This window comes from Mucilaginibacter sp. 22184 (assembly GCF_052045695.1).
In the GTDB taxonomy this organism is placed as follows: Bacteria; Bacteroidota; Bacteroidia; order Sphingobacteriales; family Sphingobacteriaceae; genus Mucilaginibacter.
In genome coordinates this window covers 470,175-484,141 of record NZ_JBQEPI010000005.1, presented here as the reverse complement: position 1 = coordinate 484,141, position 13,967 = coordinate 470,175, and the positions used below count along the sequence as shown (strand labels likewise).

General features: G+C 40.1%; 12 protein-coding genes. 7 read left to right on the top strand and 5 right to left on the bottom strand.

Features of this window, described 5'->3' with window-relative positions:
• Positions 1-69 precede the first annotated feature (69 nt).
• Both ACTJKG_RS13955 and ACTJKG_RS13950 read right to left on the bottom strand, forming a co-directional pair.
• Positions 70-591 carry a hypothetical protein gene (locus ACTJKG_RS13955; protein WP_440739556.1) on the bottom strand — a complete coding sequence of 174 codons (522 nt, stop codon included), beginning with the start codon at positions 589-591 and terminating at the stop codon, positions 70-72.
• Between the two features lies 1 nt (position 592).
• Positions 593-1,369 carry an SAM hydrolase/SAM-dependent halogenase family protein gene (locus ACTJKG_RS13950; RefSeq protein WP_440739555.1) on the bottom strand — a complete coding sequence of 259 codons (777 nt, stop codon included), beginning with the start codon at positions 1,367-1,369 and terminating at the stop codon, positions 593-595.
• A 100-nt stretch (positions 1,370-1,469) separates the two neighbouring features.
• Between ACTJKG_RS13950 and ACTJKG_RS13945 the strand changes: the two genes are divergently transcribed.
• The 4 genes from ACTJKG_RS13945 to ACTJKG_RS13930 all read left to right on the top strand — a co-directional run bounded on the left by ACTJKG_RS13945 (position 1,470) and on the right by ACTJKG_RS13930 (position 4,891).
• Positions 1,470-2,429 carry a PhoH family protein gene (locus ACTJKG_RS13945; RefSeq protein ID WP_172333685.1) on the top strand — a complete coding sequence of 320 codons (960 nt, stop codon included), beginning with the start codon at positions 1,470-1,472 and terminating at the stop codon, positions 2,427-2,429.
• Positions 2,430-2,577: 148 nt separating this feature from the next.
• Positions 2,578-3,522 (top strand): phosphoribosylaminoimidazolesuccinocarboxamide synthase, encoded by a 945-nt coding sequence (locus tag ACTJKG_RS13940; RefSeq protein ID WP_440739554.1) that lies wholly within the window; start codon positions 2,578-2,580, stop codon positions 3,520-3,522.
• 54 nt (positions 3,523-3,576) lie between these two features.
• The gene (locus tag ACTJKG_RS13935) at positions 3,577-3,954 is read left to right on the top strand and encodes an STAS domain-containing protein (RefSeq protein WP_172333683.1); all 378 of its coding nucleotides are present in this window, start codon (positions 3,577-3,579) and stop codon (positions 3,952-3,954) included.
• Between the two features lie 22 nt (positions 3,955-3,976).
• Entirely contained in the window at positions 3,977-4,891 is a 915-nt protein-coding gene (locus ACTJKG_RS13930) for a ribonuclease Z (protein WP_440739553.1), read from the top strand.
• Positions 4,892-5,104: 213 nt separating this feature from the next.
• On the opposite strand, the gene ACTJKG_RS13925 is transcribed toward ACTJKG_RS13930, so the two are convergent.
• Positions 5,105-6,049 carry an MlaD family protein gene (locus ACTJKG_RS13925; RefSeq protein WP_172333681.1) on the bottom strand — a complete coding sequence of 315 codons (945 nt, stop codon included), beginning with the start codon at positions 6,047-6,049 and terminating at the stop codon, positions 5,105-5,107.
• 83 nt (positions 6,050-6,132) lie between these two features.
• Positions 6,133-7,044, bottom strand: a complete 912-nt coding sequence (locus tag ACTJKG_RS13920) for an N-acetylmuramoyl-L-alanine amidase family protein (RefSeq protein WP_172333680.1) — start codon at positions 7,042-7,044, stop codon at positions 6,133-6,135.
• Between the two features lie 97 nt (positions 7,045-7,141).
• Here ACTJKG_RS13920 and ACTJKG_RS13915 point away from each other — a divergent pair, with 97 nt between their 5' ends.
• From ACTJKG_RS13915 to ACTJKG_RS13905, 3 genes are read left to right on the top strand one after another with little or no spacing between them, the layout of a single operon-like run.
• Positions 7,142-9,817 (top strand): putative LPS assembly protein LptD, encoded by a 2,676-nt coding sequence (locus ACTJKG_RS13915; RefSeq protein ID WP_440739552.1) that lies wholly within the window; start codon positions 7,142-7,144, stop codon positions 9,815-9,817.
• A gap of 5 nt (positions 9,818-9,822) precedes the next feature.
• Positions 9,823-11,058 carry a competence/damage-inducible protein A gene (locus ACTJKG_RS13910; RefSeq protein ID WP_440739551.1) on the top strand — a complete coding sequence of 412 codons (1,236 nt, stop codon included), beginning with the start codon at positions 9,823-9,825 and terminating at the stop codon, positions 11,056-11,058.
• A gap of 55 nt (positions 11,059-11,113) precedes the next feature.
• Positions 11,114-12,547, top strand: coding sequence for a dihydrolipoamide acetyltransferase family protein (locus ACTJKG_RS13905; protein WP_440739550.1), 1,434 nt, complete (start codon positions 11,114-11,116; stop codon positions 12,545-12,547).
• A 59-nt stretch (positions 12,548-12,606) separates the two neighbouring features.
• Here the strand turns inward: ACTJKG_RS13905 and ACTJKG_RS13900 are convergent, their stop codons facing one another.
• Positions 12,607-13,947, bottom strand: a complete 1,341-nt coding sequence (locus tag ACTJKG_RS13900; RefSeq protein WP_440739549.1) for an ankyrin repeat domain-containing protein — start codon at positions 13,945-13,947, stop codon at positions 12,607-12,609.
• Positions 13,948-13,967 lie beyond the last annotated feature (20 nt).

The window sequence follows — 13,967 nt, the reverse complement described above, 5'->3', positions numbered from 1 at the left end:
GTATATATTTAAATTCTAAACTCTAAGTTCTAAATCCAAGGTAAAACACCTGGATCCAAGATCGCAAAATTACACCTTAACTTTACTTTTTCTGCTTATCAGAAATAAAATTGACGCAATCATGAGAACAATAACCAAAATATAGATTCGCTGCATGTTTTGAGCCTTTTGAGCCTCAGCTTTTAAAGCTACATTTTGTTGCCTTAATTTGCTGATCAGGTTGACATAATTTTGGTTAATGGTTTCGGCCTCTTTGGAGTGATTCTGGATCTGTCGTTGCTGAAAGGCACGGTATTCCAGCAGGATCTTGAGCTCTTTATAAATGTTATCGTCTGTTTTAACAATGTCCATCAAAATATCGTTCGACCGGCGGATATCGCTTTTTGTTTGCAGTCCAAATATCCCGGTATGTTCATTCAGACTCTGGCTGTACTGACCAAATCGCACTTTGCGCATATCCAGCATGCTGTTTATTTTTTTTCGCTGGAGCTGATAAGCGATGGAATCGGCACTTACTTGCGCATTTGTTTGCGCTTGCAAATCGGTAAGTAAAAAGAAGATGACGCCAATCAATAAGAATTTTTTCATCATACTATTGAAATTCAATGATCACTTTATCATTTAAATTTAACCCTAATAAGCCGCTGGCGTTACCTTTATTAATAGCTATTTCCAGATGGTCGCTGATACCAAAAAGGCATAATTTTTCGCCAACCGGTACTTCGTTATAATGCCAGCTCAGATGGTTGATGGTTTCGTTACGTTTAAAATTTAACACGAATTTGCGTCCTTGCTGTACGCTATTGAAAAATTCCTTGGTAATGTTGGTGATCACATTTTGAAACGAATCGATATAGATAACCACACCTTTGATCAGATTTTTTTCAATAACCGGCTGCAGGTTCATCTTATTTTCAATGTCTTGTACCGGGATGCCTATCTCATTAAGCTTACCACCTTTGGCCAGGTGGCATGCCGCTTTTACAAAAATATCGGCCAGTGGAAAATGCAAAAACTTAAGATCCTGCATAATGTTTATTTCCACGATCTCCTCTGGTGTTTCTTTAAACATCAGCGAAAAAATGCCATTATCGGCACCCACAAAATAGTGGTTTTTGTATTTTACAGCCAGAAATTTGGTATGGTCGTTATACACCGTATCAATACCAATGAGGTGTACTGTGCCATCGGGAAAGTAGTAAAAACTGTTTTTCAGGATAAAGGCTGCCTGCTGTACATCAAACGCGGCAACGTTATTGGTAATATCAACAATATTCACTGCAGGCAACAATTTGTAGATGCTGCCTTTCAATGCAGCCTGGTAAATATCTTTATCGCCCAAATCAGTAGTTAATGTTATTATTGCCATTAATTTTATAATATTTATTGCTAATCTTGTAGTAGCATTTGAAGCTACAAATATTCAATTTTTAATTCATAAAAATCCGTAACTAAAAATCAAATTAGTATTGAACGAGCTAAAGCTATCTATTGAAAATGTAAATCCGGCAGTATTGTGGGGGCCAAATAATGATCATTTTGAGATCATTAAGAAACAATATCCTAAGCTTAAAATAGTTGCACGTGGCAGCGAAGTTAAAATTCTGGGTGATGATCACGAACTGAATATTTTTCAGGAAAAATTCGATCACCTGCTACAACACGTAGAGAAGTTCGAAAACCTGAATATTACCGACCTGGAGCGCATCCTGGGTTCCAAAAATACTAACGCGCCAGCGGCTGATCCGTCGGCGGATAAATTTGCCAGCGGCGAAGTGATCGTTTTTGGACCCAACGGCGTAATGGTTAAAGCCCGTACAGCTAATCAGCGCAAAATGGTTGATTGCATCAATAAAAGCGATATACTTTTTGCCATAGGGCCCGCCGGTACCGGTAAAACCTATACAGCTGTAGCTTTGGCGGTAAGGGCACTCAAAAACAAGGAGATAAAAAGGATAATCCTGACTAGACCTGCGGTTGAAGCAGGGGAGAACCTTGGATTTTTACCGGGCGACCTGAAAGAAAAGATAGATCCGTACCTGCGACCTTTGTACGATGCGCTTGATGATATGATTCCGGCCGAGAAACTGAAGTTTTACCTGGAGAACCGTACCATCGAGATAGCACCGCTGGCATTTATGCGTGGCCGTACACTTGACAATTGCTTTGTGATATTGGACGAGGCACAGAACGCTACCGATATGCAGCTCAAGATGTTTTTAACCCGTATGGGGCCATCGGCCAAGTTTATTGTTACCGGCGACGTTACCCAGATTGACTTGCCTAAAAAACAACAGTCGGGCTTGCATACTGCCCTGCGCATATTAACAGATATTAAAGGAATAGAGATTGTTTACCTGAGCGGCGAAGACGTAGTAAGGCACAAACTGGTACGTAAAATACTGGAAGCTTACGGGGATATACAATAAGGTTTTAGTATCAAGTAGTTTAGTTGGTATCAAGTAACTAGTATCAAGTATCAAGATTTTTGATCCCTGTATTGATTATTTGAAGCTGAAGTTAAACGTAAGCAATGTACTTGCTACTTGATACTAGTTACTTGATACTAAAAAAAGAATGAACGCGATAAAAGAAACACATTTTAACTTACCCGGCCAAACTAACTACTACAAAGGCAAGGTTCGTGATGTTTATACGATTGATAATAAATTCCTGGCTATGGTGGTTACCGACCGCATATCAGCTTTTGATGTGGTGCTGCCAGAGCCTATCCCTTACAAAGGACAAGTACTTAACCAGATAGCGGCCCGATTTTTAGAAGCTACTGCTGATATTGTACCCAACTGGGTAATAGCTGTACCCGATCCGAGTGTTACCATCGGACGCATTTGTGAGCCTTTTAAAGTAGAAATGGTCATCCGTGGTTATTTGGCAGGCCATGCCTGGCGCGAATACAGCGCGGGTAAAAGACAGGTTTGCGGCGAAAGTTTACCCGAAGGCTTAAAGGAGAACGATATACTGCCTGAGCCCATCATAACACCAACCACGAAGGCATCTGTTGGTCATGATGAGGATATATCCAGGGCCGAGATCTTGAAGCAAAACATTGTTTCGGCTGATGACTACGCCCAACTGGAAGTATATACCAAGGCTTTGTTCAAACGCGGAACCGAAATAGCTGCTAAGCAAGGACTGATATTGGTTGATACCAAATATGAGTTTGGAAAAGTTGATGGCCAGATATACCTGATCGATGAGATACATACACCCGATTCCTCACGATACTTTTATAAAGAAGGTTATGAAGAGCGCCAGCAGAAAGGAGAGGCCCAGAAACAGCTTTCAAAAGAATTTGTGAGAAAATGGCTGATTGAGAATGGTTTTCAGGGTAAAGATGGCCAGGTAGTGCCGGTTATGACCCCTGAAATTGTAAAATCAATCTCAGAACGGTATATTGAACTATATGAGCAGATTATTGGTGAAGTATTTGTAAAGTCTGACAATGACAGCGTGCTTAACAGGGTTGAAACCAACATTAAAGCCGCTTTAACAAATTTGTAGTTTTTTAATTACCCGTAAAATTATCATATCTTAGCTTTCTAATTATTAATAAGAATGAAATTTACTGTCGATAAGCACGAGAAATATATTTTAGTGAAGCTTAATGAGTCAAAATTGAACTCATTGGTTACACCTCAATTGAAATCCGAGTTGATATTGATCAATACTGAAGGTCAGCGAAATATAATTCTTGATCTTTCACAGGTAAAATTTGCAGATTCTTCTGGCTTAAGCAGCTTGCTGGTAGGTCACCGCTTATGTAAAAATGCTACGGGGTTATTTATCCTGGCAGGCTTAAATGACGCGGTATCCCGTTTGGTAACCATATCGCAATTGGATAATGTACTGAACATTGTGCCTACAGCCGAAGAAGGTATCGATCTTATTTTTATGGAAGAGATTGAAAAAGAGCTGAAAAAGGAAGCGAGATAAGGTGTATGATTGTTTACCCTGTATGAAATTTGAGGTAACAATATTGGGTAGCAGCTCAGCGACCCCTATTTTTAACAGAAATCCTACTTCACAGGCGCTCAATATCAACGAGCGCCTGTATTTAATTGATTGCGGCGAAGGTACCCAACAGCAAATGTTACGTTTTGATGTTAAGGCGAGCCGTATTGATCATATATTCATCAGTCATCTTCACGGCGATCATTACTTGGGATTGATAGGCTTACTATCGTCTATGCACTTGAATGGTCGTAAAAAAGCCTTGTATCTTTTCGGCCCAGCTCACTTAAAAGAGATTATTGACCTGCAGTTTAAGTATTCAGAAACAGTACTGCAGTTTCCGCTGGAGTTTACAGCAATTGACGCTCAGAAATCTGAAGTGATCGTCGATAATAGCGATGTTGTTGTAGAAACTATTCCGCTGGATCATCGTATTGCCTGTACCGGTTTTCTTTTTAAAGAAAAGAAGCGTTTACGTAAATTAATAAAGGAAAAAATTGAGGCTTTGAATATACCCGTGGAGTATTATTCGGCCCTTAAAAGGGGAAATGATTATACATCGGCAAGCGGTGAAGTATATAAAAATGAAAGCCTGACCATCGATTCCCAAATCCCAAAATCATACGCGTATTGCTCAGATACATTATATAACGAGCAGTATTTTGAACAGATCAGCAACGTTACGATGCTTTATCACGAGGCTACCTTTTTAAATGATATGTTGGATAGGGCTAAAGATACCCACCATACCACAGCTTTACAGGCAGCAGAAATCGCCTTAAAAACCAAAGCTAAAAAACTGCTGATCGGACACTTTTCTGCCCGGTATAAAACCCTGAACGAGTTGCTTGACGAGGCCAGAAGTGTTTTCCCGGAAACAGAACTGGCTATTGAAGGGAAAACATTCCCGATAGAATAAGAGGCAAGATATCAGCGTCAGGAATCAAGCCTGGATATAGCAAAAAAGTGGGTTTACATGTAAACCCACTTTTTTGTATGTTTTTTATATTAACGCATTGATTATCAATTATATATATAGATGTAAACCCTAGAAAGTGTAAACCATGTAAACCCACTTTTTAGCGCATATTTGCCGTCTTGATTCCTGAATCTAACTTTTTGATTCAAAAACTTAATCTTTTTTACCGCCAAAAACCGAGAAGCTTACATAACGTTTTGGATGTGCTTTCAGGTCGATGAACAGATTGTTGAGGTTATTGGATGCATCGGTAAGGTTTTTATACATCTTGTCGTCGTTCATCAGTAAACCTAATGATCCCTGACCATTGTTAATCTTAGCAATGGTAGCCTGTAGGTCGGCCATGGCCTTATTGGCATTATCTAATGTTTGTTTGATGTTGGCAGATGCAATATCATTGCTCACCTTTTCAAAATTGGCGGTCATGCCGTTTAAGTGGGTGGTGCTGGTTTTCAGGCTTCCTGATACCACTTCGGCATTAGTCAGGATACCATTAATATGGCCAGATTGAGAAGCTACCAGGTTATCAATCTTTTTAGTAGTACCTTCCAGCGTTTGCAGCGAATTAGCAATGCTCATAAAGCTGCGATCAACGTTTTTCTGGAAGTTAGGGTTTAATATTTTATTGATAGCCGCTAATGATGAGTCCATTTTTGTGATCAGCATTTCGGCTTTTTTCTGTATAGGCTGCAGGCTTTCGGCCAGGCTTCCTTGTATGTCGGCTTTTAAGGTGTCTTTATCTTCGGCAGCAACTTTACTGTTTCCTAGCTCAAAAACAATGGCTTTACTACCCAAAAGATCGGTACTGGATAATTTAGCCAGGGTATTGTTGGGTATAACATAATCCGGGTCGATCTTAAACTCTACGATAGTATGCCCATCTGGCTGCAATTTCATGCTTGAAACACGTCCAATCTGAAAACCGTTAACTAACACAGGCTTTGCCAAAGCAAGACCTTCCACACTTCTGTAAACGGCGTAATATTTATTAGAACCCGAAAAAACATCGTTGCCACGCAAAAAACTATATCCTAATATCAGTATAGTAATAGCTATGGCTGTAAGAGCTCCTATTTTTGTTTCGTTTGAGATTTTCATTAAGTAGTTGTTTTCGGGTTAATTTGTTTCTTCTATTTTGGATCGTTGATATGATGTTATATAACAGGTAAAGCTAAACTATATTATTTTGAAACCTGCTCAACCTCGTTTTTAAAATTTGTTAAGGCCCGTACAATCGAGTTAACAATAGCATTTTGCCCATCCTCCGAATTTAGATATGCCTCGTCATCAGGGTTATTAATATACCCGGTTTCTACCAAAACAGATGGCATGGAACTATGACATAATACATAAATACTTTGGTCTCTTATACCTTCGCTCGGTCTGCCGTCTGTTTCAACAAATTCTTTGTTGAGTAATGTTGCCAGATTGATACTTTGCTGCCTGAATTTTCTTTTATACTCGTTTGTTAAAATAATAGTTATGGGGTCGTTGGGATCTAAAGCTCCTCCATCAAGTTCAGATTCACCCTCAACCTGATTCTTTTTGATCTCATTTTCTGCCTCTCTTGTGCGTTTTAATGCATAAACCAATAATAACACACCTTTACCAGAACGATCGGGAACCAAACTTGTTTTATAAACCGGTTTATGATGTTTAGTACCTACTCTTCTGCTTACGCGTCTATCCGATAAAGAATTACAATGTATCGAAATAAAAACATCACCTTTATTTTCATTGGCAATTTCGGCACGCCGCTCAAATGAAACATCATCTTCGGTGCTGCGTGTAAGTACTCCTTTTACACCTGGTATATCTTTTTCTACCGCTTTTTGCAATTTTAACGCGATGGCAAGCGTTACATTCCTTTCAGTAGAATATTCGCCTGATGCGCCATGTGAAAAGTGACCTACATTACTGGAAGGTTTACCCCCGTGGCCGGCATCAATAATAATAGTTTTGAGTTTAAAACCAGTGTTATTTATAACCGTATCTTTTTTTATGAAACCATAAGATGTGACCGGAAAATATGAAAGGAGTGCCAGCAATACCGATAAACTATAAATCAATCTTTTCAATGCCCTATTTTTCATTATTTTTGAACGCTGTTAACTTTATCTGCAAAAATACTATTCATAATCAATTTTGAAATCCACAACCTTTTTTTTTCTGCTTGCGATTATTTTAACGGTGAGTGTATTTTCTGCCGAAAGCAAAAATACATATAAAGGCTATAGCAGCAAACCTGTTATCGATACTATTATAAAACTGGATACCATTAAGGACAAGAAATTGCTTAAAGGCAAAAAGAACACACGCAACTCATCATCCAAAAATACCCCTGCTAAAACTGATACCACTCAAAAGAAAGGTGATATAGAGTCTGAGGTAAAAGCTGTTGCGGAAGATTCTACCCATGTAGATAACGAACACAATATTTTATATTTATATGGCCGTGCCCGGGTTACTTATGAGGACTTTGAACTTGATGCCGATTTTATCCGCGTTGACCAAAAAAACCACATCATATTCGCCCGTGGAAGTATTGACCCTCGTACGCACCGTTATGTAGGCCGACCTATCTCCAAGCAAAAGACAGAAAAGCCAGTGTCATCTGATTCGTTGTTATTCAATTACGAAACCAAAAAAGGAAAGCTATATAACCCGGCTTCAGAACAGGAGGGTAATTTTATATCCGGCGGGCAGGCAAAAAAGTTAAATGAAACTGAAGTGGCCTATCGTAATGTGATATTCAGTACCTGTGATCTCCCATATCCGGAAACCCATTTTGGTGTGGTGATAACCCGGGGTATTGGCGAGAAAAACAGGATCATCTCGGGCCCGGCATATCTGGAGATCGAGGGAATACCTTTGCCTCTGGCTATTCCGTTTGGATTTTTTCCAAAGCCCAACCAACGAACATCGGGTGTCATATTGCCTACTTTTGGCGAAGATCAGCAACTTGGATTTAAGCTCTCCAACTTTGGATATTATTTAGGGTTTAATGATTATATAGACCTTACCACCACAGCTACCGTATATTCTAAAGGATCGTACGAATTAAATAGCGTTATGCGTTATTTAAAACGATATAAGTACACAGGAAACCTGGCATTAAGCTTTGGATCACACAACTATGGCTTGCCAGGTGACCCTGCCACAAAAGACATTCATATTGACTGGACGCATTCCCAGGATCCTAACGCTAACCCGGGTTCTACTTTTAGCGCATCTGTAAACGCGGGTACTTCCGGATTTTTCAGGAATACAAGGGGAACTGTTAACGTAAATACCATAGCAACGAGCAGCTTGCGTTCAAGTATATCCTATGGTAAAACATGGGCGGGTACACCATTCAACTTAAGTGTTGGATTATCGCACAGCCAGGATATTGCTAATAAAACAATTACTTTAGAGTTGCCAACAGTTGCCTTTGGAATGTCGTCCATAAATCCGTTTGATTCCAAGGATAGGGTTGGCGAGCAAAAATGGTATCAGAAAATTACGGTGAGCTATAACATGACAGCCACCAATAAGGTAAATAATATACCTGAGGCTGAGCTTTTCAAAAGCGAGACCCTTTCAAAGCGTCTGCAAAATGGTTTCCAGCACCAAATACCTGTTAGTTTAGGTCTTAACGTATTGAAATACTTTCAGTTTAATAGTAGCATTAACTATACAGAACGCTGGTATTTTCAAAGTATCACCAAAAGATTTGAACGGGGGAGCATCAGTAATTCAGATCAGCTGATTACTGATACCATCCCCGGTTTTAAACGCTCTGGCGAATACAGTATTAGTACGGGCTTATCTACCAAATTATATGGGCAGATCAATTTTAAACATGGTAATTTAAAGGCAATAAGGCACGTTATGACGCCTTCTATAAGTTTTGGTTACCGTCCCGATTTTTCAGACCCAAGTTTTGGGTATTATAAAACCGCAGTGAGTAATGCTACCATACCTTATCCATACGCGTCGCAAAAATATTCTATTTTTGATGGCGCTGTTTATGGAGGACCTTCTCCGGGTAAGCAAGCTGGGCTTAATTTTAGTCTCGATAATACGATAGAAGCCAAAGTAAAGGCTAAAAGTACCGATACATCCGGTACAGACAGGAAGATCACCATTTTGCAAGGTTTATCTTTCTCCACCTTTTACAATTTCGCAGCGGATACCATGAAGCTTTCGCCCATAACCTTTTCCGGGCATACCGCTATCTTTAATCAAAAATTGAGCATTAGTTTTCAGGGTACCTTTAATCCATACGTAACCGTAGTTCGCGACTCTATTCAAAATAATAACATAGTAAGATATAGTCAGCTTATCAACCGTTATAGCTGGCAAGACGGTAAGTTTCCGCAATTGGCAAACGTGGGTATATCTATGAGCGGTAGTTTAAATTCAACAAAGGCGGCAGCACGTGGTACCCCGGGCGCGGTGAATGGCCTGGCTAACCTTACGCCAACGCAGTCCCAGCGTTTGGCCTTAGTTAACAGTGACCCGAATGCTTATGTTGATTTTAATGTGCCCTGGAATATTAATTTCAACTATAGTTACAGTTACACCAACTCGTTAAATACGGTTAGTACAAGTAACACCGTTCAGATAAGTGGAGACGTTAATGTTTCGCCTAAGTGGAAGGTGCAGTATTCAACCAATTATGATATTAAAGCGGGTAAATTGGGAAGCGCAACATCATTTTCGATCTATCGCGACCTGCATTGCTGGGATCTTTCCATACAATGGATCCCTTTTGGTTATTTGAAATCATATAATGTTACCTTGAAGGTAAAATCAACTATATTGCAGGATCTGAAACTGAGTAAGCGAAATGATTATACCAACAGTGGAACTTTTTACTAATTGAAATGCTGGCAGAAATTATAACTATAGGCGACGAAATACTTATAGGTCAAATTGTAGATACCAATTCGGCCTGGATGGCTACAGAATTAAATAAGATAGGAATACGCGTAAAACAAATATCATCGGTATCTGATGATCGCGAACATATCCTTAAAGCATTAGCTGAGGCTGCAAATCGTGTAGACATTGTTTTTATTACAGGAGGTCTGGGGCCAACCAAGGATGATATAACCAAAAAAACTTTAGCCGAATATTTTGGTGTTGAACTGGTAGAAGATCCTGATACACTTGAACATGTGAAGGGGATTTTTGCCCGGTTTAACAGGCCTATGATTGAGGTGAATAGATTACAGGCTTATGTACCGGCGAATTGCAAAGTGATCTTTAATCAGAATGGTACTGCGCCAGGTATGTGGTTTTATGAAAATAAGGTCACCTATATATCTATGCCGGGTGTACCTTTCGAGATGATGTACATGATGACAGAGCGGGTACTGCCACAGATAAAAGAGCTTTTTCAACTGCCTGTTATTATTCATAAAACTATTTTAACCGTTGGGGTAGGGGAATCTTTTTTAGCTGAACAGATCGCTGATATTGAAAACGACTTACCGCCACACATCAAATTAGCCTATTTGCCTAAATTAGGCATAGTACGCCTGCGCCTGAGCGCCTTTGCTGATCATGAGGCCGGTTTGCAGGAGCAGGTTGATCAGTTTGCCAAACGGATCATTGAACGTATTGGTGACGCCTATGTAATAGATCAGGATATTACCCTCGAAAAATCTATCCTGAATAAAATGGAAGCCAGGGGGCTTACCTTATCTGTGGCCGAAAGTTGCACTGGTGGATATCTTTCACATTTGTTCACGCAACATCCCGGTTCATCGACTGTGTTTTTGGGTGGTGGGGTAACCTATGCTTATGAACTAAAGGAAAGTGTTTTGGGGGTAAAGCACCAAACGCTCCTTGATTTTGGCGCGGTAAGCGAGCAAACGGTAAAAGAAATGGTTGAAGGCGCATTAAAAAATTTTAAATCGGATTTTGCGATTGCCATAACCGGCATTGCGGGGCCAGATGGAGGTACCGAAACTAAACCTGTTGGTACTGTGTGGATTGCGGTTGCGGGCAAACAAAAAATGTTGATAAAGAAATACACATTCGGAAATAAACGCATTCAAAACATCGAAAGAAGCGCTATAACAGCGTTATCAATGTTGAATACTTTACTCACATAAATTGTAAAGTACTGATCGAAATCCCTAATTTTGGAAAAGAAACTATAATTTTAGCATGGCCAAATACCAACTGTTATTGCCAAAAATGGGTGAAAGTGTTGCAGAAGCAACTATAATTAAATGGACAAAAAATCCAGGAGATCATATAGACGCGGATGAAGCAGTAATGGAGATAGCAACAGATAAAGTTGACTCAGACGTTCCATCTCCTGTGGCTGGCAAACTTGTTGAACAGCTCTATAAAGAAAACGATGTTGTTCAGGTAGGATCAGTAATCGCGATTATTGAAACTGACGAAGCTAATTCAAGTGAGCCGGTAGTTCCGGCAACTACGCAACCTTTAGAAGAAACGGCACCAACCCAGCTTGCCGCCCCAATAGCCGAGACAGCAGAACAGCCTGCTGCAGAAGCCGAGATTGCTTCTATACCTGGTTTGGATCAATTAACTAAAGCCAATGCTGCTACAGAGCCTACCGTATTTAAAAGTGAAGGTCGCTTTTACTCACCTTTGGTAAGAAATATTGCCAGCCAGGAAGGTATCAGTACCGACGAGCTGGATAAAATACCCGGAAGTGGTTCAGAAGGCCGTTTAACAAAAGATGATCTTTTGAATTATCTCCAGCATAAACAAAAATCAGCTCCTGCTCAAAAAACAGAAGAACCGGTACAACAACAGGCTCCTGTAACAGCAAGTGCTTATACACCTCCTCCTGTAGCGGCACCAGTTGCGCAACCGGTTAAAGGAGAAGAACAACAAAGACCAGCTGCATCTGTATCGGGTGCTGATGAGGTTATTGAAATGGATAGGATGCGTCGTTTAATTGCCGATCATATGGTGATGAGCAAGCAAACCTCTCCTCATGTTACTTCATTTGTTGAGGCCGATGTTACCAACCTGGTGTTGTGGCGCGAGAAGGTAAAAAACAGCTTTGAAAAACGCGAAGGGGAAAAAATAACCTTTACACCAATCTTTATCGAAGCTGTTGTAAAAGCCATTAAAGATTTCCCGATGATCAACATTACCGTAAATGGTACCCAGATTATCAAAAAAGCAGCTATTAACATCAGTATGGCTACTGCTTTACCAAGTGGTAACCTGATAGTTCCTGTAATTAAAAAAGCCGATGAGCTAAATCTGCTGGGTATTACCAAAGCGGTAAATGATCTGGCCAACCGTGCCCGTGTTGGTAAGCTGCAACCCGATGATGTAAAAGATGGTACTTTTACCATTACCAATGTAGGTTCATTTGGTAACGTAATGGGTACGCCTATTATTAATCAACCACAGGTTGCCATCCTGGCTGTTGGTGCTATCAGGAAGAAACCTGCTGTGATCGAAACAAAAGAAGGGGATATGATCGCCATTCGTCACATGATGTTCCTGTCGTTATCATATGATCACCGTGTGGTTGACGGTGCTTTGGGCGGGTCATTTGTACGCCGTGTAGCCGACTATCTCGAACAGTGGGATCAGAACAGAGCGATATAATTTAATTTATATATAACAAAAAGCCGGGTATTGCCCGGCTTTTTGCGTTTATTGGAGAATCATCCCTTTAATATTTTAGCCTTTTCGCCGTCAAACTCTTCCTGCGAAAGAATTCCTGCATCCAATAGTTCTTTTAAATCCAAAAGAGCTTGTTTTTTACCCGCCATATCATTTTTAGGGGCGGCCTGAATCGGCTCTGTCGCCTTAGCAAAATCTGAATTTGTGCCATTGGCCGGACTTGCCTTTAATAAAAGTTCCGTTATTTCATTGTAACCTTTAATGTTGGAGTAATCAATTGCCTTTTGCTCTTTGGCATTTACTATAGAAGCATCTGCATTGTTTTCGAGCAATAGCTTCACCATATCTTTTTTGCCGTTTGCCGCAGCATAATGCAATGCACTATTCCCACTTTCATCCTGCACATTAATTTGAGCGCCCTTATCCAGCAGTAACTTGATCATGCTTATATGACCACTTTTTGCTGCCACATGAATTAAGCTTTCGCCCCCGTAATTGTAGGTGTTACTTAGTGAAAAATTACTGTCAGAAGCCAGGTTGTTGGCGGTTTCAACCCAATCAAGGTAGGAGTACATCGAGTCGGTAGTGTCATTTACCGGTTTTGCATAATTAACATCAACGCCGTTGTTTAAAAACAGTTCAACGCTCTCTTTTTGATTATTTGAGCAAGCATACCAAATTGGCGATAGTCCATTTTTTGAAGCCACAAAAACATTCGCACCTCTATCTACCAATAATTTAGTGAGCATGCGGTTGCTATCGTAACAACTTATTAAAAGGGCCGATTCACCTGCATGGTTCACGTGGTTAATATCTGCTCCATTATCAAGCAAAAGCTCTACCATGGGGATGTTTTTTGATTTGGCCGCATACAACAGTGGTGAATTCCCTAATTTATCAGTCGTATTTATATTGGCTCCCTTGCTCAATAAAAGCTTTACAATTTCGCGGTTACGCCAGCCAGCAGCCACTAGTAATGGTGTTTCTGCCTCATTATTTTCTATATCTACATCGGTTGCTGTTTCTAAAAGTTTCTCTAAAATCTCAATCTGCGCATTGAGGGCGGTTAAATGTAACAGACTATTGCCTTTAAAATCTTTAATTGACGTATTTGCACCCTTATTTAAAAGGTACAAGGCTGTTTGTTTCTGCTTCTGTAATAGGGCAAAATAAAAAGGAGTTTCCCCGGCATGATCTTCATAATCCAGCACAGCGCCTTCATCAATTAATATTTTAACCAGATCCAAAAAGCCTTGGTGTGCCGCGTAATGCAGCGCCGTACGGCCTTTTTCGTCGGTATATTTTACATCAACTTCTTTGTTTTGTAATAAGAGCTCAGCAATTTTTCTTTTCCCGCTTTCGCAGGCTATGATAAAAGACATGGACATATTTAGGTAGATTT